At 62.7% G+C, this 26,714-nt stretch carries 24 protein-coding genes and 1 pseudogene; 15 read left to right on the forward strand and 10 right to left on the reverse strand.

The genetic code is table 11. The features are described 5' to 3' along the window. The first annotated feature begins 220 nt into the window (after window positions 1-220). Window positions 221-1,330 carry an S-(hydroxymethyl)glutathione dehydrogenase/class III alcohol dehydrogenase gene (locus tag EDC35_RS02150; protein WP_132975255.1) on the forward strand — a complete coding sequence of 370 codons (1,110 nt, stop codon included), beginning with the start codon at window positions 221-223 and terminating at the stop codon, window positions 1,328-1,330. A gap of 10 nt (window positions 1,331-1,340) precedes the next feature. After that, window positions 1,341-2,186, forward strand: coding sequence for an S-formylglutathione hydrolase (gene fghA, locus EDC35_RS02155; protein WP_132975257.1), 846 nt, complete (start codon window positions 1,341-1,343; stop codon window positions 2,184-2,186). Here the strand turns inward: fghA and EDC35_RS18715 are convergent. Beyond that, window positions 2,156-2,479 carry a BrnA antitoxin family protein gene (locus EDC35_RS18715; protein ID WP_243651371.1) on the reverse strand — a complete coding sequence of 108 codons (324 nt, stop codon included), beginning with the start codon at window positions 2,477-2,479 and terminating at the stop codon, window positions 2,156-2,158. The two genes, fghA and EDC35_RS18715, sit on opposite strands and share 31 nt — an antisense overlap. Window positions 2,480-2,605: 126 nt before the next feature. Between EDC35_RS18715 and EDC35_RS02165 the strand changes: the two genes are divergently transcribed. The 4 genes and pseudogenes from EDC35_RS02165 (at window position 2,606) to EDC35_RS02180 (ending at window position 4,928) form a co-directional block, all read left to right on the forward strand. Further along, entirely contained in the window at window positions 2,606-2,857 is a 252-nt protein-coding gene (locus EDC35_RS02165; protein WP_132975259.1) for a hypothetical protein, read from the forward strand. Window positions 2,858-3,062: 205 nt separating this feature from the next. Continuing rightward, window positions 3,063-3,272, forward strand: a pseudogene (locus EDC35_RS19065) (hypothetical protein); the annotation flags it as partial. A 25-nt stretch (window positions 3,273-3,297) separates the two neighbouring features. Beyond that, the gene (locus tag EDC35_RS18720; RefSeq protein ID WP_279387966.1) at window positions 3,298-3,636 is read left to right on the forward strand and encodes a tyrosine-type recombinase/integrase; all 339 of its coding nucleotides are present in this window, start codon (window positions 3,298-3,300) and stop codon (window positions 3,634-3,636) included. A gap of 107 nt (window positions 3,637-3,743) precedes the next feature. After that, entirely contained in the window at window positions 3,744-4,928 is a 1,185-nt protein-coding gene (locus EDC35_RS02180) for a lysozyme inhibitor LprI family protein (RefSeq protein ID WP_132975265.1), read from the forward strand. 246 nt (window positions 4,929-5,174) lie between these two features. Here EDC35_RS02180 and EDC35_RS02185 read toward each other — a convergent pair whose 3' ends face one another. From EDC35_RS02185 to EDC35_RS02195, 3 genes are all read right to left on the reverse strand, one after another. Further along, entirely contained in the window at window positions 5,175-5,981 is an 807-nt protein-coding gene (locus EDC35_RS02185) for a hypothetical protein (RefSeq protein WP_132975267.1), read from the reverse strand. A gap of 207 nt (window positions 5,982-6,188) precedes the next feature. After that, window positions 6,189-6,473: a PilZ domain-containing protein gene (locus tag EDC35_RS02190; RefSeq protein ID WP_132975269.1), complete on the reverse strand. Its 285-nt coding sequence runs from the start codon at window positions 6,471-6,473 to the stop codon at window positions 6,189-6,191. A gap of 119 nt (window positions 6,474-6,592) precedes the next feature. Then, complete coding sequence (locus tag EDC35_RS02195) at window positions 6,593-6,913, reverse strand: hypothetical protein (protein ID WP_132975271.1); 321 nt, start codon at window positions 6,911-6,913, stop codon at window positions 6,593-6,595. 196 nt (window positions 6,914-7,109) lie between these two features. On the opposite strand from EDC35_RS02195, the gene EDC35_RS02200 reads away from it, so the two are divergent. After that, complete coding sequence (locus EDC35_RS02200) at window positions 7,110-7,406, forward strand: hypothetical protein (RefSeq protein ID WP_132975273.1); 297 nt, start codon at window positions 7,110-7,112, stop codon at window positions 7,404-7,406. A gap of 63 nt (window positions 7,407-7,469) precedes the next feature. On the opposite strand, the gene EDC35_RS02205 is transcribed toward EDC35_RS02200, so the two are convergent. Both EDC35_RS02205 and EDC35_RS02210 read right to left on the reverse strand, forming a co-directional pair. Next, window positions 7,470-8,189 carry a putative metalloprotease CJM1_0395 family protein gene (locus EDC35_RS02205; RefSeq protein WP_132975275.1) on the reverse strand — a complete coding sequence of 240 codons (720 nt, stop codon included), beginning with the start codon at window positions 8,187-8,189 and terminating at the stop codon, window positions 7,470-7,472. Window positions 8,190-8,321: 132 nt separating this feature from the next. Continuing rightward, the gene (locus EDC35_RS02210; RefSeq protein ID WP_132975277.1) at window positions 8,322-10,091 is read right to left on the reverse strand and encodes an SPOR domain-containing protein; all 1,770 of its coding nucleotides are present in this window, start codon (window positions 10,089-10,091) and stop codon (window positions 8,322-8,324) included. 111 nt (window positions 10,092-10,202) lie between these two features. Between EDC35_RS02210 and EDC35_RS02215 the strand changes: the two genes are divergently transcribed. Next, entirely contained in the window at window positions 10,203-10,799 is a 597-nt protein-coding gene (locus tag EDC35_RS02215; RefSeq protein WP_132975279.1) for a YfbR-like 5'-deoxynucleotidase, read from the forward strand. Window positions 10,800-10,981: 182 nt separating this feature from the next. Then, window positions 10,982-12,598, forward strand: a complete 1,617-nt coding sequence (locus EDC35_RS02220) for a methyl-accepting chemotaxis protein (RefSeq protein WP_132975281.1) — start codon at window positions 10,982-10,984, stop codon at window positions 12,596-12,598. A 144-nt stretch (window positions 12,599-12,742) separates the two neighbouring features. On the opposite strand, the gene greA is transcribed toward EDC35_RS02220, so the two are convergent. The 4 genes from greA to trxC all read right to left on the reverse strand — a co-directional run bounded on the left by greA (window position 12,743) and on the right by trxC (window position 18,837). Continuing rightward, window positions 12,743-13,219 carry a transcription elongation factor GreA gene (greA, locus tag EDC35_RS02225; RefSeq protein WP_132975283.1) on the reverse strand — a complete coding sequence of 159 codons (477 nt, stop codon included), beginning with the start codon at window positions 13,217-13,219 and terminating at the stop codon, window positions 12,743-12,745. A 299-nt stretch (window positions 13,220-13,518) separates the two neighbouring features. After that, the gene (gene carB / locus EDC35_RS02230) at window positions 13,519-16,728 is read right to left on the reverse strand and encodes a carbamoyl-phosphate synthase large subunit (protein ID WP_132975285.1); all 3,210 of its coding nucleotides are present in this window, start codon (window positions 16,726-16,728) and stop codon (window positions 13,519-13,521) included. A 362-nt stretch (window positions 16,729-17,090) separates the two neighbouring features. Continuing rightward, complete coding sequence (gene carA, locus EDC35_RS02235) at window positions 17,091-18,242, reverse strand: glutamine-hydrolyzing carbamoyl-phosphate synthase small subunit (RefSeq protein ID WP_132975287.1); 1,152 nt, start codon at window positions 18,240-18,242, stop codon at window positions 17,091-17,093. A gap of 160 nt (window positions 18,243-18,402) precedes the next feature. After that, window positions 18,403-18,837, reverse strand: a complete 435-nt coding sequence (trxC, locus tag EDC35_RS02240; RefSeq protein WP_132975289.1) for a thioredoxin TrxC — start codon at window positions 18,835-18,837, stop codon at window positions 18,403-18,405. Between the two features lie 150 nt (window positions 18,838-18,987). Here trxC and trxA point away from each other — a divergent pair, with 150 nt between their 5' ends. The 6 genes from trxA (at window position 18,988) to EDC35_RS02270 (ending at window position 26,702) form a co-directional block, all read left to right on the forward strand. Further along, a complete protein-coding gene (gene trxA / locus EDC35_RS02245) occupies window positions 18,988-19,851 on the forward strand; it encodes a thioredoxin (protein WP_132975291.1) in 864 nt (287 codons plus the stop codon). A 309-nt stretch (window positions 19,852-20,160) separates the two neighbouring features. Further along, window positions 20,161-21,831, forward strand: coding sequence for a nitrite/sulfite reductase (locus EDC35_RS02250; RefSeq protein WP_132975293.1), 1,671 nt, complete (start codon window positions 20,161-20,163; stop codon window positions 21,829-21,831). A 19-nt stretch (window positions 21,832-21,850) separates the two neighbouring features. Then, window positions 21,851-22,579, forward strand: a complete 729-nt coding sequence (locus tag EDC35_RS02255; RefSeq protein ID WP_207896050.1) for a phosphoadenylyl-sulfate reductase — start codon at window positions 21,851-21,853, stop codon at window positions 22,577-22,579. 162 nt (window positions 22,580-22,741) lie between these two features. Next, window positions 22,742-23,656, forward strand: coding sequence for a sulfate adenylyltransferase subunit CysD (gene cysD / locus EDC35_RS02260; protein WP_132975297.1), 915 nt, complete (start codon window positions 22,742-22,744; stop codon window positions 23,654-23,656). Window positions 23,657-23,699: 43 nt separating this feature from the next. After that, window positions 23,700-25,046, forward strand: a complete 1,347-nt coding sequence (locus EDC35_RS02265) for a sulfate adenylyltransferase subunit 1 (protein ID WP_132975299.1) — start codon at window positions 23,700-23,702, stop codon at window positions 25,044-25,046. A gap of 198 nt (window positions 25,047-25,244) precedes the next feature. After that, a complete protein-coding gene (locus tag EDC35_RS02270; protein ID WP_132975301.1) occupies window positions 25,245-26,702 on the forward strand; it encodes an NAD(P)/FAD-dependent oxidoreductase in 1,458 nt (485 codons plus the stop codon). Window positions 26,703-26,714: the final 12 nt, after the last annotated feature.

Here is a 26,714-nt window from a genome sequence, read left to right on the forward strand (position 1 = left end):
TGCGCCCGTTCCTGCGCCGTAAGGAACCGCGTCTCAGGTCAGGATCGGGGAACTGTCGCCCACCCGCCCTCGACCAGCGCGAGGTTCAGGCTCTGGCCGGCCTGGAGCGACTGAGCCGTGCCATTGTGATCATGCTCACGCGGACCGATTTTCCTGAACTCGCGTGCGCTGCGCTTCGCGACACCTCGATGCATCCCACCATCTTCCACCGGAGAGACCCATGAAAGCTAGAGCCGCCGTTGCTTGGGAGCCCGCCAAGCCCCTCTCAATCGAAGAGATCGATGTCGAAGGCCCGAAGGCGGGCGAAGTGCTGCTCAAGGTGGTGGCCTCCGGGGTCTGCCATACCGATGCCTTCACGCTCTCCGGACAGGATCCGGAAGGCGCCTTTCCCTGCGTGCTCGGCCATGAGGGCGGCTGCGAGGTCGTGGAGTGCGGAGCGGGCGTCAGGAATCTGAAACCCGGCGACCACGTCATCCCGCTCTACATCCCGGAGTGCGGCGAGTGTGCCTATTGCCACTCCACCAAGACCAATCTCTGCCAGTCCATCGCCGCCACGGTCTGGACCGGCTACATGCCGGACGGCACGCGCCGCTTCTCCCAGAACGGTCAGCCGATCTTCCACTATATGGGCTGCTCGACCTTCTCCGAATACACCGTCGTGCCCGAGATCGCGCTCGCCAAGATCAACCCGGCAGCGCCCCTGGACAAGGTCTGCCTGCTCGGCTGCGGCATCACCACCGGCATCGGTGCGGTGCTGAACACTGCCAGGGTTGAGCCGGGTTCGACCGTCGCGGTCTTCGGTCTCGGCGGCATCGGACTTTCGGTCGTGCAGGGCGCGGTGATGGCGAAGGCGGCGCGCATCATCGTCATCGACCTGAATCCGGCCAAGTTCGAAATGGCCCGTCAGCTCGGTGCCACCGATTGCGTCAACCCGAGGGAGCTGACCGGCAGCGTGACCGAGGCCATCATCGAGATGACCCAGGGCGGCGTCGACTATTCCTTCGAGTGCATCGGCAACGTGGACGTGATGCGCGAGGCCCTGGAGTGCTGTCACATGGGCTGGGGCGTTTCGACCATCATCGGCGTGGCCGGCGCCGGGCAGGAGATCCGCACCCGCCCCTTCCAACTGGTGACCGGACGCACCTGGAAGGGCACCGCCTTTGGTGGCGTCAAGGGCCGCAGCCAACTGCCGGGGTATGTCGAGCGCTACCTGGCCGGCGAAATCGAGGTGGACCGGATGGTGACTCACACGATGCCGCTGGAGGACATCAACCGCGCCTTCGATCTGATGCACAGCGGCGAGAGCATCCGTTCCGTGATCGTGTTTTGAGGAGATGACCATGGAACGCATCGAACGTATCCGCGAATTCGGCGGCTGGCTGGAGCGCTACCGCCACGACTCCGAGACCTGCCACTGCCCGATGACCTTCTCGGTCTATCTGCCGCCACAGGCCGAGTCCGGTCCGGTACCCGCCGTCTATTTTCTCTCCGGGCTGACCTGTACCGACGACAATGTGCGGGTCAAGGCCGGCGCCCAGCGCTATGCCGCCGAGCTGGGACTGGCACTGGTCATGCCCGACACCAGCCCGCGCGGCGAGACGGTGTCCGACGCACCGGATCGGTACGATCTGGGCCAGGGCGCCGGCTTCTACGTCAACGCCAGCCGCCCGCCCTGGGCGACGCACTATCGGATGTTCGACTATGCGAACCTGGAACTGCCGGCCCTGGTGGAGCGGGCGCTGCCGCTCAGGCCGGGACGGCGATCCATTACCGGTCATTCCATGGGCGGCCACGGCGCCCTGATCAGCGCGCTGAGAAATCCAGGTCTTTATCGTTCGGTATCGGCCTTCGCGCCGATCTGCAACCCGGTGGCCTGCGGCTGGGGCCAAGGCTGCCTGGGTGCCTATCTGGGCGATGACCCGGCGGCCTGGAAGGAGTGGGACGCGACCGAGTTGATCCGCGCGGGCGCCACACCGCTCCCGTTACTGATCGACCAGGGCACCGATGACGAGTTTCTCGCCGAGGGTCAGCTCAGACCCGAGGCGCTGTCGCGGATCTGCGCCGAACGCGACGTTCCACTGACGCTACGGATGCAGCCCGGCTACGACCACAGCTACCACTTCATCGCCACCTTCATCGGCGAGCATCTGGCCTATCATGCGCGCGCCTTGGCGGACATGCCGTGATCTGAACTGGCGGTCGAGACGATGCCGTCGTGCGCGCCGGGCACAGCGGCCCGCGGCCAGCCGATGCGGTCCATGCGGTGGTGTTCCTTGTGGCGTTGCCGCCCGGTCATGGTGCCGCGATCAGACCGCATGCGTGGTGACCCGAGCGACATAGCATCCTGGTCGAAGCGAATCGTGATGCGCTCTTTGGGTCGCTCGGTCTTGGGGCGGCCTGGTAAGCGCGCGAGCGGACGCAACTCGGCCATCTCCGCGTCGGTCAGTTCATGGGTGTCTGGATCCGCAAGTGGTGGCACAAGCGCAAGACTCGGCGGTCCCATGGATAAGCAGCTAGAATGAAAGCGTCCCCGCTCTGCCTTGGCATCGGGCTTCCCGCGAGCAACGGATGCTCGCGCCTGAATCAGTGACCTTTAGGCTCTTACATGCCAACGCTTAACGATACCCAGCAGACGATTGAAGAGACTAAGGCATCAATTGATGCGCTAAGCCAAACGGCAGACAGCACCAAAACCAAAATTGACGGTCTGGTCGCGCGGAAATACTGGATTCTAGGCGGCGCGATGGTGCTTGGCGTTCTGTTCATATTGCTTTTGATCGTCATCACGATTGATTCGCCGTCTCAGCCAGTGGTTCAGACGATTGACCCCACTCCACGCAGCTCCGTGACAGAATAACCCCGCTCCTGATTAGCAAGATTCCTCAGCCAGGCGGATCCAGCGCTCTGGGCGCGGCCCGACGGCAATGGCGGCGACGAGCAATCGACCCCCAGCCGGACGGGGCATTCGCCCCGTCCGAAATGTTTTGATCTGGGCCGATTGGCCACCCAAAACGTGCGGGACGGGCTGAATACCCCGTCCTGCTTGAATATTCAAGCTGGCGGTGCAGTGGGAGCGGATCGAGAAGAATCCGTGTCAAGGTGTCCAGACGTTCAAGGAGAACAATCAACGTCATCGCTATCTGTCCGCAGACGAGATCCAGCGGATGTTTCAGGCGATGGAGGCCGAGCCGAATCGGGTGATCGTGGCGGCGTTGAAGTTGCTGTTGCTGACCGGACTGCGCAGGGAGGAAGCCTTGCAGGCCCGCTGGGAGCATATCGATCTGGAGAAGGGGGGCACTGTTCCTGCCCGATACCAAGAGCAGCAAGTCGCGGCATGTGGTGCTCAACCCGGCAGCCCTGGCCCTCCTGCGGGAACAGCCGCGTCTGGAGGGGAACCCGTATGTCTTTCCCGGGCGGGTCGCTGGACAGGCACTCAATAATCCGATCAAGGGCTTTCAGCGGATCTTAACGGCGGCGGGGATCGAGAATCTACGCATCCATGACTTGCGGCATTCATTCGCTTCGCTGGCGGTGAATGCGGGGGCGACGCTGTATCAGGTGCAGCATCTGTTGGGGCACGCCAGCCCACAGACGACGCAACGCTATGCCCATCTGAGCGACGAGGCACTCCGGTAGGCATCGGGGGCGGTCGGGGACGTGGTGCCGCAGCGGTCATTCTGACAACGCAGCGCCTTTTGGTGCATCATCACCCGCCCATGTCCTCGGCAAAACGAATGATTCGGATGATGATAAAAACCACCCTGAGCGGTCAATGCGCGGCACTGCTGTTCGGCCTAGCGGTTTATGGCCCGGTCGCGGCGGAATGCGAGCGTGTCGATCACGCCGCCAGTGTGTGCCGTTACCCGGCGGGCGATGCCTGGTGCGCCAGGCACGGCGACGGAGCGCTTTACGCTTATCAAGACGGGTGTGTCGAAGACACCAACACCGCTGAGACCGAGACCAACCGCGCGCCCCGCCCATCGCCTCCGACCACGTCCTGGAGCCCCATGGTAGCGTGGGACTGCGCGAAAGCAAAAACCCGCGTCGAGCATTTGATTTGCGCCAACCCGGAGGTACGTGCCCAGGATGCGCGGATGGGTGCGCTCTACGCCGACTTGCGGTCGCGTGGCCGGTTGCCCGAGCGGACGCAAAAGGCTTGGCTCCTCGGCCAACGCAATGCCTGCGAGACCGTGGATTGCCTGCGTGCGGTCTATGCTGAGCGGATTCGCGCGCTCGAAACGCTCGCGACGGCGGCGCCCGTGGCCGACGTGCCCCCAATGGCCGACGGGCAGGCGATCGAGGTGCCGGATGCGGCCCCCGAGACGGCTCATCCTCGCCCACCCTCGTCCGCGACGGTGGAGGCGCTGGCAGAAATCCCCGCGCCGACACCGACCACGCAGTCGCCAGATGCTCCGTCCCCGGATGGCATTCCGATGCTGCCGCGACCGGAAACATCGACCACGGCCACGGAGCGCGACCCGGTGAGTCAGGCTTTGATTGGTGCGTCTGCGGGAACCACGCCGCACTTTTTCATCCCGAGCGGTGGTCTCGTCCTGATGGGTGCGGTGCTGCTGGTCATGGGGTTTGGTCTGTTCGCCTGGCGGGGCGGTTGGCGGATCGGCGCCGCCGCCCGTCGCGCGCTCGCGGTGTTGGCCAAACGGCAGCGGATCGCCGTGGGTGTCTGGTTCGGCGGTTGGCGGAGAACGCGCCGGTCAACCCCTGCGGACCCGGAGCCCCCGGCGGGCACTTTCGACGCGGTGCCGGCACTGGCACCGGTCGCCGTGCTACTGCCGGATGACACCCTGGCCCGCCTGTGCGCCCTCGCCCGGCCAGGCGAACCCTTGCCGTCGGTCGTCGCGCGCGCGGTCACGGCCTTGGAAGCGGTCGCGGAGCCGCTCCCGACCGCTTCGATCACAAAAACGGCCTGAGCTGCTCAGGGATCCGATCCCCCCGCCTCATCGCTTCCAATCCGGTCCTGATCGGTGGAGAGGGGGTATTTCTTTTGAAATTAACCGGGCCTGTCGTCAGCACGCTTCTACGGTCACCCCGGCAAAGCCAGGGGATTTCTCATTTTATTAAAAAATATGAATTTCTAAACCGCGTCTCCACCAAGGCCGCTGAAATCCACACCATTGAACACAAAACAGAACGATACCTTTCACTCCGGACGCGGTTCAGGCGAGCTGCCGGTACCCCAACTGCACGTCGGATGCCTCGCCAGTGCTCCCGTCAGATCGCTGAAACTGGCCGATCTGCGCGACATAATCATATACATTCAATGCCTTGCGAGTATTCTGGTAGCCTAGATCAATGGCTGTGACACCGGCCTCAGCCAATGATTGGAGCACCTGTTCGCCATCACTGCCCATCTGAAACAGACGCAGACGCGCAAAGACCTCGTCGTTAGCATCGATGACCCCATCGGCATTCCCGTCATGGCGCGCCAGCTCGGCGAAACCGTGCGCCGCACCGTTCTGATCGCCGAAGAGTTCGCGTCCGCTGTCGATCTGTCCATTGTCGTTGCTATCCAGCGCCAGGAACCAGCTATCGCCAGTCACGAAACTCACCTGTTCCAACTGACCATCCCCGGTCAGGTCGAACTGAACCCCGGCATCGACGCCGGTGGTGGTGACGCCACGCCCGGACAGATCCAGAACCAGCGGATCGCCGGTCTGTACGGCGGTCAGATTGCCCATGCTGAGATTCAACTGGACGGCCTGACGTTGAAAATCCGCAGACTGGAGCGCGAAATTGAGATCCGCGCTGGTTGCGGAAAATTCAAAGCGGCTGCTCGACTGCCGACTCCAGGACACTTGCAGATCGAAGCTGGCGATCTCGATAGAGCCATCGCCCAGACTGGCGGCATAAGCGTTTTGCCCAGAGCCGATGCTATGCGTCCGCTCCGCTGACAAGGCGGTTGAATCGGTGCGATCCAGCGCAAAGGATTTGCGCAGGATCAGATAATCGAGATCTCTTTCCATGAGTGCAGCGATTTCAGCGCGGAGATCACCGCCACCTCTGGCGCTCTGAGCGGTTGAGGTGACTGAGGGAGCGGGTGATCGCTCCATCGCCCGACTTGTGGCCTGCCCCGCGCTCGACAGCAGACGTGAGGTGGAAAGATGCGAAAGATTGGTGGCAGTCGGGAGCAACATCATCTCACCTCACGATGGACAGAGGTCCATACCGGATTATTGCGTCGAATCGTCGGCGAACTGGATCGCCATGCCCTCGCCCACATGACGGACAACCAGCCCGTCAACCAGGGGCGGGATCTCACCCTCGCCGAGCATGCCCACCACCCGGACCTGCACCCGGGTGCCTAAAGGCGGACGCTCGATCTGGCTCAGAACCAATGAGACACCGCCACAGCTCAGGTCGTCGGTCCAAACGATGCGTACAGGCTGGCCGGGGCAGTGCAACTCAACCTCGACTGCCATGGGAAGACGCGGATGCCTACGTCGGTCGGAGTCCATCTTGATTCCTCGGTCCTGTTTTCGGCGCCAGATAATCCCTGAGGGTTTATCCTCGGATGACCGCATGGTTCCGAATTCTACCGAAAACATCCTTCCTGGCTAAAGCGCCTGCCCCATCACTACCCATCCAGACCGGGATGCATGAGATCCCCCAGGGTCCAGAATGCATCGCCGCGCAGATAGCCGGCTTCAATCGCCGCGATCAGGACAGTGGGACGACCACGCCCATCGCGCACAGCAACCCAGTCTGCCGGCAAGGAGTCCAGCAGATGCATGGAGGCAACCCGCCCGTCAATAAATTGACACAAACGAACTTCACCGGTTTGCTGATGACGAAAAGCGGGCAGAAAACCGACAAGCAGGGCCGGAGAGATGGGCCATGAGAGACTGTCCGCAACCAGCGCAGCGGTCGAAAAAGAAACGCCCTGACCAAGCATCATGACCTGTTCCTCCATCAAGAATCACTGCGGCTAACGGCACTGTGCTGCAAAACTTGAGTCATTGTGGAAAGCGCGGTTCGGATGGGCTCAGACAAACATCTCCGAGCAGGATCGGGCAACAAAGACCTGAACGGATTTGTGCTGCATTCGACGGTTAGACCGATCCACTTGGTCTACAATCTCATCAGGTTTTGGCATGTCGCATCCACCCGGGCGGGTTAACGGCCGGCTCAACGCGATCAACAGAGAGGCTCAGGTGATGGACGGTTCATTAGGCATAACAGGCAGCTTCACCCCGACATCTCCCGGCAGCAGTCAACTGACCAACAGCGTAGCAGCGACTGCAAACAATAAGCTGCGCGATATTCAGGATCAGACAGCGGCACAAGCAGTGCAGAGCATTGCGCCTTCCAGCCCGCCTCCTGTCACCGAAACACCTTCGACGCGGGGTCTGCCGGAAAACGTCGGGCGACATATCAATATCACGGCTTGAAAGATCCATGGCGACTGTGACCGCAGCATGATTTGATCGATTCGATTTCACGGTCCAGCCGCATCAGGCGAACTGACTGAGGCTCCCTGTCGCCGGTTCTGCGAAGAAACCGGCGATTCGCTGTTCGAGGCGTTCACGGGCACCCAATGCAGTTGGCCGATTCGCTTCCGTCTGCTCTGTCTCGTCAGCGGCGGCTGTGCTTCCGGTGTCCCACCCGCCAAACTTCCCTAAAGACTGCTGCATCATCAGTTCACCAAGCTCGCGCAGCGCCTCGCTCTCCATCTTGCTGGCTGACGCCGCCACGCTCATATCCTGCGACGATGGTTCGGCGGGTGCCAGCGCGGCGCGGCGCACCGTGCGCGCTTTTTCGACTGTTGCCGCCGGATCGCCAGGGATCTTTGACGAATCGATCCCGACCTCGCCGCCAATCGCATACCGCACGCCATCAGGTCCGGTCTGATAATCGTAGGTCGGCCCGCTGGTGACATAGCGACCGCCGACAGCGACATGCGCCTGTTCATGTGTGCGCACTTCGGTATCACGCTGTTTCAGGCGTTGCAGTTCATCCAGCTCATCAGCCGAGAGATCTGACGCAGAGCCGCTCGCCCCGGTTCGCTGCGTGGCCTCCTCCTCATCCTCACCTTCTTCGACGGGAGCCGCACCGGTCGCACCATCCGCACGCTTGAATTCGGCGTCGCTCGCAGCCGCTGACGCCGACGGCGTGAAACCGGCCGAACGCGGCATGCTGTATGGTGTTGCAATGATGGCTGAGTGGATTTCCATCGGGCCGACTCTGTCTTTTCCCACCTGAAGTGTAGCGGGTCAGCGGTTTTCCAACTGCCAAAGCGTTCTCAAGGACGGCAGGGCAGCGGGTCAAACTGCCGACCGATGTCAGGCTAAACCGCATCAAATGGGTTAACGCTGGGACTCCCGTATCGAGCCAATGGTGCGGATCCAGGGCTCCTTCTCACGCACGGCGGCGGGCAAATCAGGCAGTGCGCGCTCCGCCTCGGCGCGGCTGGGAAAACTGCCGATGACGGCGATCATGAAGGAGCGGGTCTGAATGTAATGGATTCCCCCGAGCTTGTGGCGGGCGACAAAGGCCCGTGTGGTCGCCGGATCGCGCGCGGCAATGAGCTGAATGGTGTAGCGGCTGGCGTTCTGCCGCATCAGCCAGGACTGACCTTCGGCAGGATCCGCGACCGCTGGCGCTGGCGGTGCGGGTGGCTCGATCAGCTGCGGCTCGGGTTCCGGCTGTGATTCGGGATCTGGCGCTTCGACAGCGGGTGCAGCCGGAATCACGGTAACGGCCTGATCCGGCGGCACATCAGATCCTGCTGCATCTGGCTCGACCGGATCCGCAGCGGACTCAGGAATGGATGGCGTCTGTCCGACGCTGGCGACGAGCGGCTCCTGCCCGGAGGTTTGATCCGACTGCGCCATGATGTCGGGTCGCTTCAGCGGATCCAGGTCTGGCGACGACGAACGATTGGTGAGCTGCCAGACCACCGGTACCAGAATCGCGAGAATCACGACCGACAGGATCGCCGGCATGAACCAGCGGCGGCTCCAGTCAGGGGTGGGGGGGACGCTGGCAACCGGCTCGGGCTGGCGCTCGATCTCGGGTGGCGATTCCTCCAGAATCAACCTGCTGTTGCGGACATGACGCAGCACCTGTTCAAAGTCGTAGGTTTCCGAGTGTGCCGGACGTTCATCTTCCTGCACCAGAAAATCGGCGAGATGCGGCACGGTTGGCCGAAAAACCTCGCCTTCGATTTCAGAATCCAGAATCCCGGCAGGGTCTGTCGATACCGCCTTTTCCCCCATCGGAACAACGGCGGCTCTAACCTCCTGCTCCACGACACCCGTGGCGACCGCCGGTTTGACCAGAGTGCCGATCCGTCCGGCGATGGCCTGCCTGAATCCTCCGACGCTGCGGCACCGTCGGGCCAGCCAGGCATTGGCGTTGGCGTTCAAGGCCGCCGGAAGACCCTGGCTGTTGGTTTGCAGGGCGGCAATGTCGCCCGCCGTCAGAAAGACTTCAGGATCATCGATGCCGGCCACCCGCAGGCGATGACGCAGATAAGCTCCAGCCTGCTCGGGATTGAATGGACGCAGATTCAGCCGCACGATCTGGCCCTCGTCCGCCGGATCGGGCAAGGGCAGACGCCCCCGGTTCAGGGTCTGATCGCCGACCAGGATCAGACGCATCCCCTGCCCTCGCGCCTCCAGAATCTCGGCGCGCAGACGCAGCAGACGACGCACGATCTCCGGGCCCAGCAGATGGGCGTCATCGATAGCCAGCACAATGGGCAGGCCGGCCCGGCTGCGCTCGGTCAGTAACTCGTCGAGTGTCCGCGCGGGAGCATCGAAGCCGCTGGCACGCAGGTGATTGCGGATAGTGGCATCAATGGCGTCGAAGGCAATATGGTGACGCCCGCGAAAGGCGATCAGCTCGAAATGCCCCCCCACGGTACCCAACAGATGCATCAACTGGATACTGCGACCGGAGCCGTCGGCGCCCGCGAGGATCACCATGGCGCCTGGTGCCGCCAGCGCCCGGGCGGCAGTCTCGATCAGGCTTTCCAGCAGCGGGTCGCTATAGAGAAATTCCTCGCTGGGAATGGCCTCGAATGGTGCCTGCCGCAGCTTGAGCCGGGCCAGGCAATCGGCAGTGAGAGACATGATTTTGGTTTCTGATTCAAGCGTTTCGGAGAAAATGTCGGGGCGATGCTACACCCCGCCTCAAGGGGCTTCAAGACGCCATCATCCAGCCATCTGTGGAGAGCCGGAATCATGAAGGACATGACACTCAACATGCAGGATATTGCGCGCTCCGGACATGTCACCCGCTGGCATTCGGTGCGCTGTGCACGCAGCCAGACCCTGGCCGAGCATCATTATCTGGTGACCATGATCGCCCGTGAGCTGATACAGCGCATCCTTGGCGATGCCCTCCCGGCCGAGACCCGGCTGCTGGCGCTCGAATACGCCCTGACGCACGACGCACCCGAGCTGCTGATGGGCGACCTGCCCTCCCCGCTCAAGCGCCGGATCGCCGAGATTGCCGGCCACGCCGACCCGTTGCTGCGCATCGAACGGGAAATTGCACCGGAGATTGCTGCGCGCCGGGATGCGCTCCAGGGATCCGCGCTGGCAGCCATCATCAAACTTGCCGACCTGATGGATGCCTGTCTTTTCATCCGTGAAGAAGGGATCGGGCGCCATGCCACCGTGGTGGCGGAGAAAACCGAAACGGCCTTGCGCGACAAAATCCTGGAGTCGCAAAGGCGCTTTGCCGACCTCGACTGGTCACACGCAACCAAACTCTACGTCCAGATGCGCGGTGAGTCGGGCACCGATAACCGGCTGCTCTTTGAAGGATCCTTGTGAACACCGGGTTCCGGGCCTTGGCATAACCGTCAAAATAAGTTCAAACTACCCCGCCAAAAAAAATAACCAGCGACTCATTTACACTCGCCGAAGGAGCTGAGGGGGTCGGGCAGTGACGAACATGATTCTGACAGCACTGACCACTCATCAAAGCCAATGGCAACGACACACGAGATAACGCTATGCGACGTATCAATGATCTGCCGATCTGGATCCGTTTGGTCGGAGCCATGTGGCTCATCCTGATGCCAGCCTGGACCGGAATGATCTTTTGGGCGGCCCACGAACAGCGCCAGACCGCCATCGATCAGGCCGAGGCCTTCACCAGCACCCTGCACGAAATGACTCTCGCCGGGCTCACCACCCTGATGCTCCATGGCACCATCGCCAAACGGGCCGATTTCCTCAATCAGATCACCGAGCTGAAAAACGTCAAGGATCTGCGGGTGCTGCGTGGCGCGAATGTCAAAAAACAGTTCGGCCCGGGAACCGAACACGAACAAGCGCGCGACGACGTGGAGCGCGGCGTGCTGGAGACCGGCAAACCTTATCTGAGCCTGTCGCGCGACGGCAGCATCCTGCGCGCGGTGGCACCCGCCTTCGCCCGGAAAAATTATCTCGGCAAGGACTGCACCTCCTGCCATGCGCTCGCCCCGGTCGATTCGGTGCTGGGGGCCGTCAGCATGGAAATCACCCTGGATGACGTGAATGCCAATGTGCGTCTGTTCGGCATCAAGATTTTCGTCATTGCCGCCGTCCTGAGCCTGCCGGTGCTGCTCTTTCTCTATTTCTTCACCTCGCGCGTGCTGACCCGTCCCATGCAGCAGATGACGCTTGGGCTGGAGGGCATCGCCCATGGCGATGGCGATCTGACGCATCGCCTGCCGATCAAAAGCAACGACGAGATCGGACGCGCCTCCCGCGCCTTCAATGCCATGATGGACAATTTCCGCGATCTCATCGGGCGGATTCTGGACTCGACCGCACAACTGGCGCGGGCGGCCGGCGATCTGGCGACCGTGACCGAGCACACCAATGCGGGCGTCAGCCAGCAGCGTAGCGAGGTCGATCAACTGGCCTCGGCGATGAACGAAATGAGCGCCACGGCACAGGAAGTGGCTCACAGCGCCCAGCAGGGGGCGGACGCCACCCATGCCGCCCACGCCGCCGCCATGGCTGGCAAGGATGTGGTGTCCGGCACCATGGCGCACATCGAGCAGCTTGCGCAGGAGATCCAGCGCGCCGCCGATGTGATTCGCGAACTCGGTCAGGACAGCCAGGAAATCGGCAAGGTGCTGGATGTGATCCGGGGCATCGCCGAGCAGACCAATCTGCTGGCGCTCAACGCCGCCATTGAGGCAGCCCGCGCTGGCGAGGCTGGCCGCGGCTTCGCCGTGGTCGCCGACGAGGTCCGCTCGCTGGCCAACCGCACCCAGAGTTCAACCCAGGAGATCCAGGCCATGATCGAGCGGCTCCAGCAGGCCAGCCGCCGCGCGGTCGCCGTCATGATCGAGAGCCAGCAATACGCGCAATCCAGCCGCGCCAGCGCCGCCGAGGCCGAGCGTTCACTGGATACCATCACGGCGGCAGTCACCACCATCAACGATGTCAACACCCAGGTCGCCAGCTCCGCCGAGGAACAGAGCGCGGTGGCCGAGGAGATGAACCGCAACGTCACCAGCATCTCGGACGCCGCTGAAGGCAACGCGCAGGGCGCACGTCAGACGACTGAGGCATCGGAGCAACTGGCGCGGCTGGCGTCAGAACTTCAGACGTTGGTGGGGCGGTTCAGGGTATAACTGGCAATTGGACAGGATTAACAGGATGACCCAGGATCAACAGGATTAAAAACAAGGGCTTGAAAATCCTGTTCATCCTGAAAAATCCTGTTAATCCTGTCTATTTGAGGCGAGTATCAGGCATGAATTTTTCGGGAAATCACCTCAGAGGTATTGAACCTCCAGAATCTCGAATTCGCGCACCCCGCCCGGCGCCTGGAGCGAGGCCACATCGCCCTCGCCCTTGCCGATCAGACAGCGGGCGATGGGCGAACTGATCGAGATCATGCCCTGCTTGAGATCCGCCTCGTCTTCGCCGACGATCTGGTAGCAGAGCTCCTCGTCCGTCTCCAGTTCGAGCACTTTCACGGTCGCCCCGAAGACCACCTTGCCCGTCGGCGGGAGCTGGGTCACGTCGATGATCTGGGCATTGGAGAGCTTGCCCTCGATATCCTTGATTCGTCCCTCGACGAAGCTCTGCTGCTCGCGCGCGGCGTGATATTCAGCATTCTCCTTGAGATCGCCGTGCGCACGCGCCTCAGCGATGGCCTCGATGATGCGCGGACGCTCAATCCGCTTCAGCCGTTCCAATTCCTCGCGCAATTTCTCAGCGCCTCTGGCAGTCAGAGGGACTTTGCTCATGGTGATTCCTCGCATGAAATCGCCGGGCATCAGCGCCTGGCTCAATGACGATGACCCATTGCGGGTCTCGATCAGACAATTACAGTGGTCCATGTCAAGCCAGGATCAACTTCAAAAGATCGACTCAACGCATGAACACAAAGCTCCGCCGCCTGGAGAGCAGGCGGAGACACATGCTGCCAACAGGACGCAGACCGACACCAATTAAAAAATCATTTCTTAAATCGCGCCTCCACCAGCCTGACAGTGACTGTGAGATCACCATCACGGATACCCTGGCTCGCCGCTCAGGGCGCGATTTAATAAAGGTCTTGTAACCGATTGACGCTGACGATGTCCACCTGTTTCAACGCCAGACAGGTGGCCTCGGCGCCCGCAATCGTCGTGGTGTAAGTGACCTTGTGCTGGAGCGCGGCGCGGCGGATTGCCGCCGAATCGGCAATCGCCTTGGTCCCTTCGGTCGTGTTGACGATGAATCCGATCTCGTTGTTTTTGATCATATCGACGATATGCGGACGACCCTCGGCGACCTTGTTGACGCCAACACAGTCCAGACCAGCCGCCCGCACGGCCGCCGCCGTCCCATGGGTGCCATAGAGCGTGAAACCGAAGCCGAGCAGATCGCGCGCGACCCGGATCAGGCGCGCCTTGTCCGCCTCGCGAACGCTCAGCATGGCCTTGCCGCCGCGTCGTGGCAGCAGACTTCCCGCACCTTCCTGAGCCTTGGCATAGGCTTCGCCGAAGGATTCGCCGACCCCCATGACCTCGCCGGTGGACTTCATCTCAGGCCCAAGCACCGTATCCACGCCGGGGAATTTGATGAAGGGAAAGACGGCCTCTTTAACGAAATAATGCTTGGGCTGGATCTCGCGCCGCAGTCCCTGTTCGGCCAGCGTCTTGCCCGCCATGCAGCGGGCCGCGACCTTGGCCAGCGCCAGACCGATGGCCTTGGAGACAAACGGCACGGTGCGCGAGGCGCGTGGATTGACCTCCAGAATGAAAATATCGTCGCCCTTGATGGCGAACTGGGCGTTCATGAGTCCCACCACGTTCAGGGCACGGGCCATCCGAGACATCTGCTCGCGCATGCGATCCTGGATCGAGGCCGACAGCGTATACGGCGGCAGCGAACAGGCCGAATCGCCCGAGTGCACACCGGCCTGTTCGATGTGCTCCATGATGCCGCCGATCAGAACATCGTTGCCGTCGCAGATGGCGTCCACATCGACCTCAATGGCATCGTCGAGAAAGCGGTCGAGCAGCACCGGCGATTCATTGGAGACGCGCACCGCCTCGCGCATGTAGCGATTCAGCTCCGATTCGTCGAAGACGATCTCCATCGCCCGCCCGCCCAGCACATAGGACGGACGCACCACCAGCGGATAACCGATGTCGGCGGCCTTCGCCACCGCCTCGGATTCGCTGCGGGCGGTCGCATTCGGCGGCTGACGCAGACCCAGTTCCTGGATCAACTGCTGGAAACGCTCGCGATCCTCGGCCAGATCGATGCTGTCCGGACTGGTGCCGATGATGGGCACGCCGGCTGCTTCCAGGTCGCGGGCCAGTTTCAACGGAGTCTGACCGCCATACTGGACGATGACCCCGAGCGGGCGCTCCCTAGCGACGATCTCCAGCACGTCCTCCAGGGTCAGCGGCTCGAAATAGAGCCGATCCGAGGTGTCGTAGTCGGTCGAAACCGTCTCGGGGTTGCAGTTGACCATGATGGTCTCATAGCCATCCTCGCGCAGGGCGAAGGCGGCATGGACGCAGCAGTAGTCGAACTCGATGCCCTGCCCGATCCGGTTCGGCCCGCCGCCGAGCACCATGATCTTCTGCCGATCGGTGGGATTGGCTTCGCATTCCTCCTCATAGGTGGAATACATGTAAGCCGTGCTGGAGGCGAACTCGGCGGCGCAGGTATCAACCCGCTTGAAGACCGGATGCAGACCCTGCTCGTGACGCAGATGGCGGATATCGCCCTCTTTCGCACCCACCAGACGGGCGAGACGGCGATCCGAGAAGCCCTGACGCTTGAGCGCGCGCAGACGCTCCGCTGTCAATCCGGCACGACCGGCGGCGCGCAGCTCGCCTTCGGCCCGGATCAGATCCTCGATCTGCGCCAGGAACCAGGGATCAATCCAGCTCAGTTCATGAATCTCTTCCAGGGTCATGCCGACCCGGAAGGCATCGGCGACATAGAAGATGCGTTCGGCCCCGGTCTGACGCACCTCCAGGCGGATTTTCTCAAGCGCATCGGGAGCGCTCAGATCGACGATCTCATCGAGCCCGTAACGATCGATCTCCAGGCCGCGCAGCGCCTTCTGCAGCGACTCCTGGAAGGTGCGCCCGATAGCCATGACCTCGCCGACCGACTTCATCTGGGTCGTCAGGCGGGCATCGGCCAGCGGGAACTTCTCGAAGGCGAAACGCGGGATCTTGGTGACCACATAATCGATGGTCGGCTCGAAGGAGGCCGGGGTCGCCCCGCCGGTGATCTCGTTGCGCAGCTCGTCGAGGGTGTATCCCACCGCCAGCTTGGCGGCGACCTTGGCGATGGGGAAACCGGTCGCCTTGGACGCCAGGGCCGAAGAACGCGAGACGCGCGGATTCATCTCGATGATGATCATGCGTCCGGTCGCCGGATCGATGGCGAACTGCACGTTCGAGCCGCCGGTATCCACACCGATCTCGCGCAGCACCGCAATGGCGGCGTTGCGCATGATCTGATATTCGCGGTCGGTGAGCGTCTGCGCCGGGGCGACCGTGATGGAATCGCCGGTATGCACGCCCATGGGGTCGAAATTCTCGATGGAGCAGATGATGATGCAGTTGTCCGCACAATCGCGGACCACTTCCATTTCATACTCTTTCCAGCCGAGAACGGATTCCTCGATCAGCAGCTCTTTGGTCGGCGAGAGATCGAGCCCGCGCCGGCAGATCTCCTCGAACTCTTCCTGGTTGTAGGCGATGCCGCCGCCGCTCCCGCCCATGGTGAAAGAGGGCCGGATGATGGTCGGGAATCCGATCGGCGCCTGGACCTGGATCGCCTCTTCCAGACTGTGGGCAATGGCCGAGCGTGGCATATCCAGCCCGATCTTGCGCATCGCCTTGCGGAAGAGATCGCGATCCTCGGCCTTGTCGATGGCCTCGCGCGAGGCGCCGATGAGCTCGACGCCGAATTTTTCCAGCACGCCCTCGCGCACCAGATCGAGCGCACAGTTGAGCGCGGTCTGTCCGCCCATGGTCGGCAGCAGGACATCCGGGCGTTCTTTCTCAATGATGGCGGCAACCGCGCGCCAGGTGACCGGCTCGATATAGGTGGCGTCCGCCATCTCGGGGTCGGTCATGATGGTGGCCGGATTGGAGTTCACCAGGATGACCCGATACCCCTCCTCACGCAGCGCCTTGCAGGCCTGCGCCCCGGAGTAATCGAATTCGCACGCCTGACCGATAACGATGGGGCCGGAGCCGATGATCAGGATGCTATGGATGTCGGTACGCTTGGGCATGGGGTCTCACGCGGTAGTTCAGGCGTTTGGAATTAGACAGGATTAACAGGATTTCTCAGGATTGACAGGATTAAACCGCGTCCAGCGCGATATGTGTCATGTTCAGTTTGTATTTAGCTCTGTGGATGTTAGTAACCTCAAGTGGAGACGCGGTTTAAAATCATAATTTATTGAGTGATTTAAACCGCGCCAGCACCAGCCGTCGTCGATTCTGCCAAGGCCGAACCAGTCCCCAAACATCACATACCGCACCAGGCGCGGTTTAACAGGACGGATAAAACTCGTTAACACTTTGTTTTTAATCCTGTTAATCCTGTCTAAATTCCGCAGCATGGCGGCCCTGCGAGAAGCGATCCCGGATATCAGGCCGGATGCTTGCGCTCTCGCATCAAGTCGATGAAATGATCGAAAACGGGCGCCACATCGTGCGGTCCGGGACTGGCCTCGGGATGGCCCTGAAAGCTGAATGCCGGGCGCTCGCGGTGATGGATACCCTGAAGCGAACCATCGAAGAGCGAGCGATGGGTCGCCTCCAGTGTCTCCGGCAGGGTCCCTTCATCGACCGCGAAACCATGGTTCTGGCTGCTGATCATGACCGCGCCGGTCTTGAGATCCTGTACCGGATGGTTGGCGCCATGATGACCGAATTTCATCTTGAGGGTGCGCGCGCCGCAGGCCAGACCCAGCAGCTGATGACCGAGACAGATGCCAAACACCGGGGTATCCGTCTCCAGCAGGTCGCGGATTGCGCGGATCGCATAGTCGCAGGGCTCGGGATCGCCGGGGCCATTGGAGAGAAAGACCCCGTCCGGCTGGAGCGCCAGCACGGTCGCCGCCGGCATGTGCGCCGGCACCACGGTGACATGACAGCCGCGCTCGACCAGCATCCGCAGGATGTTGCGCTTGATACCGTAATCGTAAGCGACGACATGATAGGGCAGACGGTCGCCCACCGGCTTCATCGACTCCGGCAGACCGTGCTCCAGGCTCCAGACACCCTGGGTCCAGGGGTAGGCTTCCTGGGTCGATGCATGCTGGGCCAGATCCATGCCCTTGAGCCCCGGAAAGGCGCGGGCCTGTTGCAGCGCGGACGCCTCGTCGAGGGCATCCCCGGCCTGGATACAGCCGTTCTGGGCGCCTTTTTCGCGCAGGATGCGTGTCAGACGCCGGGTGTCGAGATCGGCGATGCCGACCACGCCCTGACGCCGCAGATAGGCATCAAGCGGCTCCTGCATCCGAAAGTTGCTCGGACGGATCGGCAGGTCGCGGATGATGAGACCGGCGGCCTGAATCGCGCCGGATTCCTCGTCTTCGGCATTGGTTCCGACATTGCCGATATGCGGATAGGTCAGGGTGACAAGCTGCCGGAGATAAGAGGGATCGGTCAGGATCTCCTGATAGCCTGACATGGCGGTGTTGAACACCACCTCACCAACGCTTGCGCCGTCGGCGCCAATCGACGTTCCGCAGAAGACCGAACCGTCTTCCAGAACCAGAACTGCGGGTTTTCTCAAGGGTTTCTCCGAATCCGGACGAGGACGTGCGACGACCGCGACGGAAAGTTTAGATGGTGACATCAGGACACCGGAGCGGCGCATCGACCGGCGGCGTACTGAACTGGATGAATTCTAAAGAACCGCCGCCGGGCTGTCCACGCGCGACAGCGGGTCTTGATCATAAGTTTTGCCTGACCCAGGCCAGAATGCCCGATATGTCCATGGCGCCGGCCTGTCGCGCCAACTCAGCACCGCCCCGGAACAGGGCCAGCGTCGGGATGCTGCGAATGCCCAGTCGACCAGAGAGATTCGGCGCCTCTTCGGTGTTGATCTTGATCAGACGCAGCGCCGGTTCCAGCCGCGCCGCAGCCGACTCAAAGGCTGGCGCCATCATCCGGCAGGGACCGCACCAGGGTGCCCAGAAATCCACCAGCAGAGGCAGATCGCTGCGCGCAAGATGACGGGCGAAGCGCGACTCGTTGAGCACCAGCGGCGCCCCGTTGAACAATGGCGCGTGACATTCGCCGCATTTGGCGCCGCCGTCCAGACGGCTCCGGGGCACCCGGTTGACCGCATCGCAGACGGGACAGACGACATGGACTGCATCGGACATGAGCAATGACTCCCTGAGCCTAAAAAGATCCGTCGAACCGCAAAGAACGCGCGGCAGCCCGGTCAAACGCCGCGCGGACTTGAAACAGCTCGACCCGACGGCTATTTTCGGTCGCTCTGCCCGATTTCCAAGCATCCAGGCTCCATGACCATGACGCATTCTCCCCCTGTTGTGACCGTCACCACACAAAACTTTCAGTCGCTCGTTCTCGACGGCTCCTTCGAGCGTCCGGTGCTGGTCGATTTCTGGGCCGACTGGTGCGCCCCCTGCCGCGCCCTGATGCCCCTGCTCGCCAAACTGGCCGAAGAATATGGCGGACGCTTCCTGCTGGCCAAGGTCAACACCGAGGAAGAGCAGGCGCTCGCGGCCCAGTTTGGCATCCGCAGTCTGCCCACGGTGCAGTTGTTCAAGTCCGGTCGTGTGATTGATCAATTCATGGGTGCGCTGCCTGAACTCCAGGTGCGTGAATTCCTTGACCGTCACCTCCCGCGCCTGTCAGACGGTCTGCTGGCGCAGGCCCGGGGCCTGCTGGCAGCCGGGGAGCTCGACGCGGCGCAATCGCTGATCGAGCAGGCGCGCAGCCAGGATCCGGCAAACGCCCGGCTGGTACTGGCCGAGATTCAGTTGACCGCCGCGCGCGGTGCGATCAATCAGGCGCTCGCCGATCTCGACCGGCTGCCCATCGAGCTGGCGCACGATCCCGAGGCCAACGCGCTGCGCGGACAACTGCGCTTCGCCAGCGCGCTCGAAGGCGCGCCTGCCGCCGCCGATCTGACCACCCGGCTCGCTACCGATCCACGCGACAGCGAAGCCCGCTACCAGCTCGCCGCCCATCATGCTCTGCACGGCAACTACGCCGAGGCGCTCGCGCTGTTGCTGGAACTGATGAAGCGCGACCGTGCTTTCGCCGACGATGCCGGACGCAAAGGCATGCTGGCAATCTTCGACCTGCTTGGCGGACAGGGCGAGCTGGTCGCCAGTTATCGGGCAAAGATGATGAGCGCGCTCTATTAAACCGCGTCCAGTGCAATATGCGTCATTTTCAATTTGTGTTTAGCTCTGGGGAGGCAAACCAAGAAAAATTCAGTTGCATTGCAGGAATCGTTAAAAGGCGAGACTGATCCATCGCGACGGGGAGTGCCCCCAAGACTGCGAGCCATCACACAACAAATGGCTCCTTGTGTTTTGACGGTCGCATCGATCTCATCAAGAACAAATAACAAAATACTATATCGATCTAATTTAAAATTCTTTTTTCGTTCTAACGCGGCTCGCTAGGATAGGGACCAATCCACTGAGACTGATCCCACCGCGAGCCCTGGCATGTACCGATACGACGCTCTCGATCAGCAGCGACTCACTGATCGGGTCGCGCAGTTCCGCGACCAGACCCACCGCTATCTGCGCGGCGAATTGAGCGACGACGCCTTTCGTCCGCTGCGGCTGCAAAACGGCCTCTACGTCCTGCGTCACGCCCCCATGCTGCGGGTGGCGATTCCCTATGGACTGGTCTCGGGCGAGCAGTTGCGCCGTCTGGCCCAGGTCAGCCGCACCTATGGTCTCGGCCCGGCGCACATCACCACCCGCCAGAATCTCCAGTTCAATGGCCCGAAGCTGGAAGTGGTGCCCGACATCCTCGCCGAACTGGCCGAGGTGCAACTGCACAGCATCCAGACCTCCGGCAGTTGCATTCGCGGGATCACCACCGATCCGCTGGCGGGCGCCGTCCCCGACGAGCGCGACGATCCGCGTCCCTGGTGCGAGCTGCTGCGCCAGTGGAGCATCACCCATCCCGAATACACCCGGTTGCCGCGCAAGTTCAAGATCGCGGTGAGCGGGACACGGGCGGGCCGCACCCTGCTGCGCGTCCATGATCTGGGACTGGAACTGGTGCGTAACGAACAGGGTGAACTCGGCTTCTGCGTGCTGGTCGGCGGCGGACTGGGACGCTGGCCGATGCTCGGCCAGGAACTGACACCCTTCATCGCCTGGCCGCATCTGCTGACCTATATCGAAGCCATCGTGCGCGTCTATGATCGGCACGGACGCCGCGACGATGCAGCCAAAGGCCGGCTCAAGGTGCTGGTGCGAACCCTCGGCATCGTCGCCTTCCGCGCCCTGGTCGAGGACGAATGGTCAAGCCTTCGCGACGGCCCCGGCACCCTGACTGCTGCCGATGTCGCGCGGGTCGCACGCCATTTCACCGCCCCGCCGCTCGATGCCGCCGCGCCGGAAGGGTTCGTCGATCAAGACAGCGCGTCCGATCCCGCCTATGCCGACTGGCTGCGTCACAACGTGCGCCCGCATCGCCAGGGCGGTTATGCCATCGTCACGCTCTCGGCCAAGGGGGCGGACGTCGCATCGGGCGAGCTGACGCCGGAGCAGTTGGAGCAACTCGCCGACTGGGCTGACGCCTACAGCTTCGGCGAGGCGCGTTTCAGCCAGCGCCAGAACCCGGTACTGGCCCCGGTGCGCCAGCGCGACCTGCCCGCCCTGTGGCAGGCCGCCCGCGCAACGGGTCTCGGGGCCAGTCACGGCGGACGCCTCATGGACCTGGTCGCCTGCCCGGGCGGACGCCATTGCGACCTCTCAACCGTCGAAACTCAACCGGTGGCGACCGCGATCCACCACCATTTCGCCGACCGCACCGATCTCGGGGAACTGGCGGTGCATCTCTCCGGCTGCATCAACGGCTGCGCCCATCATCAGCTCGCGCCTATCGGTCTGCGTGGCACCGAGAAACAGGGACAGCCGCATTTCCAGATCGCCATCGGCGGACGCGCGGGACGCGACACCCGGCTGGGCGAGACCCTCGGTCCCGCCATTCCGGGCGCCGCCATCCCCGCCGCCATCGAGACCCTGATCGCAACCTATCAGACGCAGCGTCTGCCCGGCGAAGATTTCAGCGCGACGGTGCAGCGGATCGGCGCCACGCCCTTCCATCACGATCTCTATGGCCCCGAGACGGCGGCGCGGCAGGTGGCTTATGGCTGACAGCGTCATGAACCCGAAGATGAACCCCGATCTGAGCAATCCGGAGTTGCTCGCCGCCCTGGACGCCAAACGGCAAGCCGTGGTCGAGACCCTCGGGCTGGCCTGCGAGTTGCTGCCGTCGGTCAGTTTCGCCAGCAGTCTCGGCGCCGAGGACATGGTGCTGACCGAGATCATCCTGAAGGCGCATCTGCCGATCCGGATCTTTTCGCTCGATACCGGGCGGCTGCCGCCGGAGACCTATGACCTCATCGGCGAGATCGAGCGTCATTACGGCCACCGCATTGAGCTTTATCTCCCCGAGCGTGAGGCGGTCGAAGCCTATGTGCGGAAATTCGGCGTCAACGGTTTCTACGCCTCCCTGGAGGCCCGTCACGCCTGCTGCGGACTGCGCAAGCTGGAGCCTCTCAGACGCGCGCTGGCCGGTCAGGCGGCCTGGATCACCGGCCAGCGCGCAGCTCAGTCGATCACGCGCGCCCGCTTGCCGATACGCGAATGGGACGCCGAGCACGGTCTGGAGAAGCTCAACCCGCTGGCCGACTGGAGCGAGCGCGAGGTCTGGGGCTTCATCCGCTTGCACCGGGTTCCCTACAACCGGCTGCATGACCGGGGCTACCCGAGTATCGGCTGCGCCCCCTGCACCCGCGCCATCAGTGTCGGCGAGGACGTGCGTGCCGGACGCTGGTGGTGGGAGGACGCCGGGAACCGGGAGTGCGGACTGCATCGTCAGACGCCAGCGGTCAGCCACTAGTGCAGCCGTGCGGATGTTCCGAAACCGTCTCTGATCGTTGTCGTAATCGACGTCGTCGGCTTGCGAATCTTCGACAACGACAACGAACGGCCTCGGGATTTCCAGGTGCTGCGATGGTTTTTAATCCTGCCTGAATTAACCACTGGAACGGCGATAACGCACATGACCACCCTCAGCACCCGCACCCTCAGCCATCTCGACTGGCTCGAAGCCGACGCCATCCATATCCTGCGCGAGGTCGCCGGACAGTGCGCCCGTCCGGCGCTGCTCTTCTCCGGCGGCAAGGATTCGATCTGTCTGCTGCGGCTGGCCGAAAAGGCGTTTCGCCCCGGCGGCTTTCCCTTCCCGCTGCTGCACATCGATACCGGACACAACTACCCGGAGGTAATCGCGTTCCGTGACCGGCATGCCGCCGCACTGGGCGCGCGGCTGATCGTGCGCACGGTCGAAGACTCGATGGCGCGCGGCTCGGTGCTGCTCAAGCATCCCGGCGAATCGCGCAACAGACATCAGTCCGTCACCCTGCTGGAGGCCATCGCCGAATTCGGTTTTGACGCCTGCATCGGCGGGGCGCGTCGCGACGAGGAGAAATCGCGCGCCAAGGAGCGGGTCATGAGCTTCCGCGACGAATTCGGTCAGTGGGATCCCAAGAATCAGCGTCCGGAGCTGTGGAGTCTCTACAACGCCCGCACCCACAAAGGGGAAAACATCCGCGCCTTTCCGATCAGCGACTGGACCGAGCGCGATGTCTGGCAATACATCCAGCGCGAACGGCTGGACCTGCCGTCGATCTATTTCGCCCACACCCGTCCGGTGGTGCGCGACAAGGGGCTGCTGCGCCCCGTCACCGAGCTGACCCCGGCCCAGCCCGGCGAACAGGTGGAGCAACTGCGGGTGCGTTTCCGCACCGTCGGCGACATCCCCTGCACCGCGCCGGTGGAGTCCGAGGCCGACACCATCGACCAGATCCTCGCTGAGACCGCCGTGACCACACTCAGCGAACGCGGCGCCACCCGTCTCGATGATCAGACCAGCGATGCCTCGATGGAAGAGCGCAAGCGGGCCGGTTATTTCTAAACCGCGTTCAGAGCGGTTAAACAGCTTTTTAAAGGACGCCACCATGTCAAATCCGCACGAGTTCCCGAACGAGATCGACCACGGACTGCTGCGCTTTCTCACCTGCGGCAGTGTCGATGACGGCAAGAGCACGCTCATCGGGCGGCTGCTCTATGACACCAAGGCGATTCTGGCCGATACCCTCGGCGCACTCGCCGCGACCTCGCAGCGGCGGGGCCTGACTGAGCTGGATCTGTCGCTCCTGACCGACGGGCTCCAGGCCGAGCGCGAGCAGGGCATCACCATTGATGTCGCCTACCGTTATTTCTCCACCGGCACCCGCAACTACATCATCGCCGACGCCCCCGGTCACGAGCAGTACACCCGCAACATGGTCACGGCGGCCTCGACCGCCAATCTGGCGATCATCCTGGTCGATGCCCGCAAGGGTGTGCTGACCCAGACCCGGCGGCATTCCTATCTGGCGCGACTGGTCGGCATTCCGCATCTGGTGGTGGCGGTCAACAAGATGGATCTGGTGGACTATGACCCGGCCGTGTTCGCACGGATCCAGGAGGACTATCTGGACTTCGCCGCGCGTCTGGGGATCGGCGAGGTGCGCTTTATCCCGCTCTCCGCACTGACCGGCGAGATGGTGGTGGAGCGCGGCGAGCGTCTGGGCTGGTATGACGGGCCAACCCTGCTGGAGATTCTGGAAAGCGCACCGGCCGCGCACACCGAGCAACCCGAGGCCTTCCGTTTTCCGGTGCAGTATGTCTGCCGCCCGCGTGACGCCGCCAATCCGGCGCTGCACGATTACCGGGGCTTCATGGGCCGGGTGGAGGCGGGCGAGATCGCCATTGGCGATCCGGTGACGGTGCTGCCGTCCGGATTTGAGACACGCATCAAGGATATTCAGCTCGGCGGCGTCAGTCAGCCAACGGCGATCCACGAACAATCGGTCACGCTGCTGTTGGAGGACGAGATCGACATCTCGCGCGGCGATCTGCTGGTCAGAACCGGCGCGGCGCCGGAGGCCATCCGCGAGATCGACGCCTGTGTCTGCTGGCTGGCCGAGACGCCGCTGTCGCCCGCCCGTCACTATCTGCTGCGTCACACCACGCGCGAGGTCCGCGCCAGGGTCGCCGACATCAAACACCGGCTCGACGTCAACACGCTCGAACGCGGGCCGGCGACCCAGCTCAGGATGAACGACATCGCCCGTCTGACCCTGAAACTGGCCCAGCCGATCTTTCCCGATCCCTATGTCGTCAACCGCGCCACCGGCGCCTTCATCCTCATCGACGAGAGCACCAACAACACCGTGGGCGCGGGCATGATCAAAGAGTCGGAACATCTCCCGCACTGGCGGCAGGCCGTCACGCAGTGGGCGGGCGATTGCGGCCAGTAACGCCAGTGTGAGGCGTCGCGATTGTCGGCTCCAGTCAGCCGGCATCCGGTGCCATGTTCTTTTTTAGTGCGTTGCTTATCAGAAAATCTCGTTTCTCTGGATGCCTGCTGTGCCCCAACAATGCCGACCTGGAACCCATGGCCGGTCGAGTCGCCATGGCGCACCCGATCAAACCCATCTCACCGCAGAGCGTCTTTCATGGCACGTATTCTCATCCTCGGTGCCGGCATCTCCGGCCATACGGCGGCTCGCTGCCTGGGCCGCTGGGTTGGCAAGCAACATCAGGTCATCGTGGTCTCACCCAAGCCGACCTGGAACTGGGTGCCCTCGAATATCTGGGTCGCCGTGGGCGAGATGACCGAATCTGAAGTCACCTACGAACTGGCGCCCATCTACAAAAAAGTGAATGTGGATTTTCGTCAGGCCAGTGCCCTGTCCATTCACCCGGAAGGCGACGCCGAACACACCAAACCCTTCGTGCGGATCGAATACACCGATCCCGCGCGGGTCGGTGAAGCCGAGTCCATCGCGTACGATTTTCTGATCAATGCCACCGGACCCAGGCTGAATTTCGCCGCCACGCCGGGACTGGGGCCCGAGACCGGCCACACCGTGTCGGTCTGCACCCCGCCCCATGCGCTGGAGGCGAACCGTCGTTTGCAGGCCGCCATCGCGGCGATGAAAAACGGTGCGCAGCAGACGCTGGTCATCGGGACCGGACATGGCATGGCGACCTGCCAGGGCGCGGCCTTCGAATACATCTGCAATGTCGATCACGTCCTGCGCGAGGCCGGCGTGCGCCAACAGGCGCGTCTGATCTGGCTCAGTAACGAATACGAAGTGGGCGATCTCGGGATCGGTGGCGTGCTCATCACGCGCGGCGGCTATGTCACCAGTGGCAAGGTCTTCGTCGAATCACTGATGGCCGAGCGCGGGATCGAGTGGATCACCCGCGCCCATGTCAACCGGGTCGAGCCGGGCATCATTCATTATGAGTTGCTCGATGGCACGCATCACACGCTCGACTTCGATTTCGCCATGCTGATTCCGGCCTTCGCCGGGGTGGGGCTGAAAGCCTTCGACCCGTCTGGAACAGACATCACCGATCAACTCTTCGCGCCCAACGGCTTCATGAAGGTCGATGCCGATTACACCCCCAAAGCCTATGAGGACTGGGGCAAGCAGGACTGGCCGAAGACCTATCAGACGCCGAGTTATAAAAATATCTTTGCTGTCGGCATCGCCTTTGCGCCGCCGCATCTCATCAGCAAGCCGATGAAGAGCCCCAACGGCACCCCGGTCAATCCGTCCGCCGCGCGTACCGGCATGCCCTCGGCGGCGATCGGCAGGGCGGTGGCGGCAAGCATCCGCGACATCCTGAAAGGCGCGCCCGCGCCGACCCACACTGCCTCAATGGCTGAGATGGGTGCGGCCTGCATGGCCTCGACCGGCAAGCATGTCCTGCGCGGCTCGGCGGCGACCATGACGGTCTTCCCCGTGGTGCCCGACTACGAGACCTATCCCCGCTTCGGACGCGATCTCAAGCTCACCTATGGCGAGGTCGGGCTGGCCGGGCACTGGATGAAATTTCTCCTGCATCATGCCTTCATCTATCAGGCGCGGCTGCGACCGGGCTGGTTCCTGCTGCCGCATTGAGACCTTCACCAC

The sequence above is a fragment of the Thiobaca trueperi genome (assembly GCF_004342175.1).
GTDB lineage: Bacteria > Pseudomonadota > Gammaproteobacteria > Chromatiales > Chromatiaceae > Thiobaca > Thiobaca trueperi.

What these genes read in the sequence shown, in the direction of transcription:
- EDC35_RS02200 (WP_132975273.1), top strand. Translation starts at nt 7,110, where the DNA reads ATGTCGCATCCACCCGGGCGGGTTAACGGCCGGCTCAACGCGATCAAC.
- fghA (WP_132975257.1), top strand. Translation starts at nt 1,341, where the DNA reads ATGGAACGCATCGAACGTATCCGCGAATTCGGCGGCTGGCTGGAGCGC.
- EDC35_RS02210 (WP_132975277.1), bottom strand. Translation starts at nt 10,091, where the DNA reads ATGTCTCTCACTGCCGATTGCCTGGCCCGGCTCAAGCTGCGGCAGGCA.
- cysD (WP_132975297.1), top strand. Translation starts at nt 22,742, where the DNA reads ATGACCACCCTCAGCACCCGCACCCTCAGCCATCTCGACTGGCTCGAA.
- trxA (WP_132975291.1), top strand. Translation starts at nt 18,988, where the DNA reads ATGACGCATTCTCCCCCTGTTGTGACCGTCACCACACAAAACTTTCAG.
- EDC35_RS02215 (WP_132975279.1), top strand. Translation starts at nt 10,203, where the DNA reads ATGAAGGACATGACACTCAACATGCAGGATATTGCGCGCTCCGGACAT.
- EDC35_RS02250 (WP_132975293.1), top strand. Translation starts at nt 20,161, where the DNA reads ATGTACCGATACGACGCTCTCGATCAGCAGCGACTCACTGATCGGGTC.
- EDC35_RS02195 (WP_132975271.1), bottom strand. Translation starts at nt 6,913, where the DNA reads ATGATGCTTGGTCAGGGCGTTTCTTTTTCGACCGCTGCGCTGGTTGCG.
- trxC (WP_132975289.1), bottom strand. Translation starts at nt 18,837, where the DNA reads ATGTCCGATGCAGTCCATGTCGTCTGTCCCGTCTGCGATGCGGTCAAC.
- EDC35_RS02205 (WP_132975275.1), bottom strand. Translation starts at nt 8,189, where the DNA reads ATGGAAATCCACTCAGCCATCATTGCAACACCATACAGCATGCCGCGT.
- EDC35_RS02190 (WP_132975269.1), bottom strand. Translation starts at nt 6,473, where the DNA reads ATGGACTCCGACCGACGTAGGCATCCGCGTCTTCCCATGGCAGTCGAG.
- EDC35_RS02270 (WP_132975301.1), top strand. Translation starts at nt 25,245, where the DNA reads ATGGCACGTATTCTCATCCTCGGTGCCGGCATCTCCGGCCATACGGCG.
- EDC35_RS02165 (WP_132975259.1), top strand. Translation starts at nt 2,606, where the DNA reads ATGCCAACGCTTAACGATACCCAGCAGACGATTGAAGAGACTAAGGCA.
- carB (WP_132975285.1), bottom strand. Translation starts at nt 16,728, where the DNA reads ATGCCCAAGCGTACCGACATCCATAGCATCCTGATCATCGGCTCCGGC.
- EDC35_RS02150 (WP_132975255.1), top strand. Translation starts at nt 221, where the DNA reads ATGAAAGCTAGAGCCGCCGTTGCTTGGGAGCCCGCCAAGCCCCTCTCA.
- EDC35_RS02180 (WP_132975265.1), top strand. Translation starts at nt 3,744, where the DNA reads ATGATGATAAAAACCACCCTGAGCGGTCAATGCGCGGCACTGCTGTTC.
- EDC35_RS02265 (WP_132975299.1), top strand. Translation starts at nt 23,700, where the DNA reads ATGTCAAATCCGCACGAGTTCCCGAACGAGATCGACCACGGACTGCTG.
- EDC35_RS02220 (WP_132975281.1), top strand. Translation starts at nt 10,982, where the DNA reads ATGCGACGTATCAATGATCTGCCGATCTGGATCCGTTTGGTCGGAGCC.
- EDC35_RS02185 (WP_132975267.1), bottom strand. Translation starts at nt 5,981, where the DNA reads ATGGAAAGAGATCTCGATTATCTGATCCTGCGCAAATCCTTTGCGCTG.
- greA (WP_132975283.1), bottom strand. Translation starts at nt 13,219, where the DNA reads ATGAGCAAAGTCCCTCTGACTGCCAGAGGCGCTGAGAAATTGCGCGAG.
- EDC35_RS02255 (WP_207896050.1), top strand. Translation starts at nt 21,851, where the DNA reads ATGAACCCCGATCTGAGCAATCCGGAGTTGCTCGCCGCCCTGGACGCC.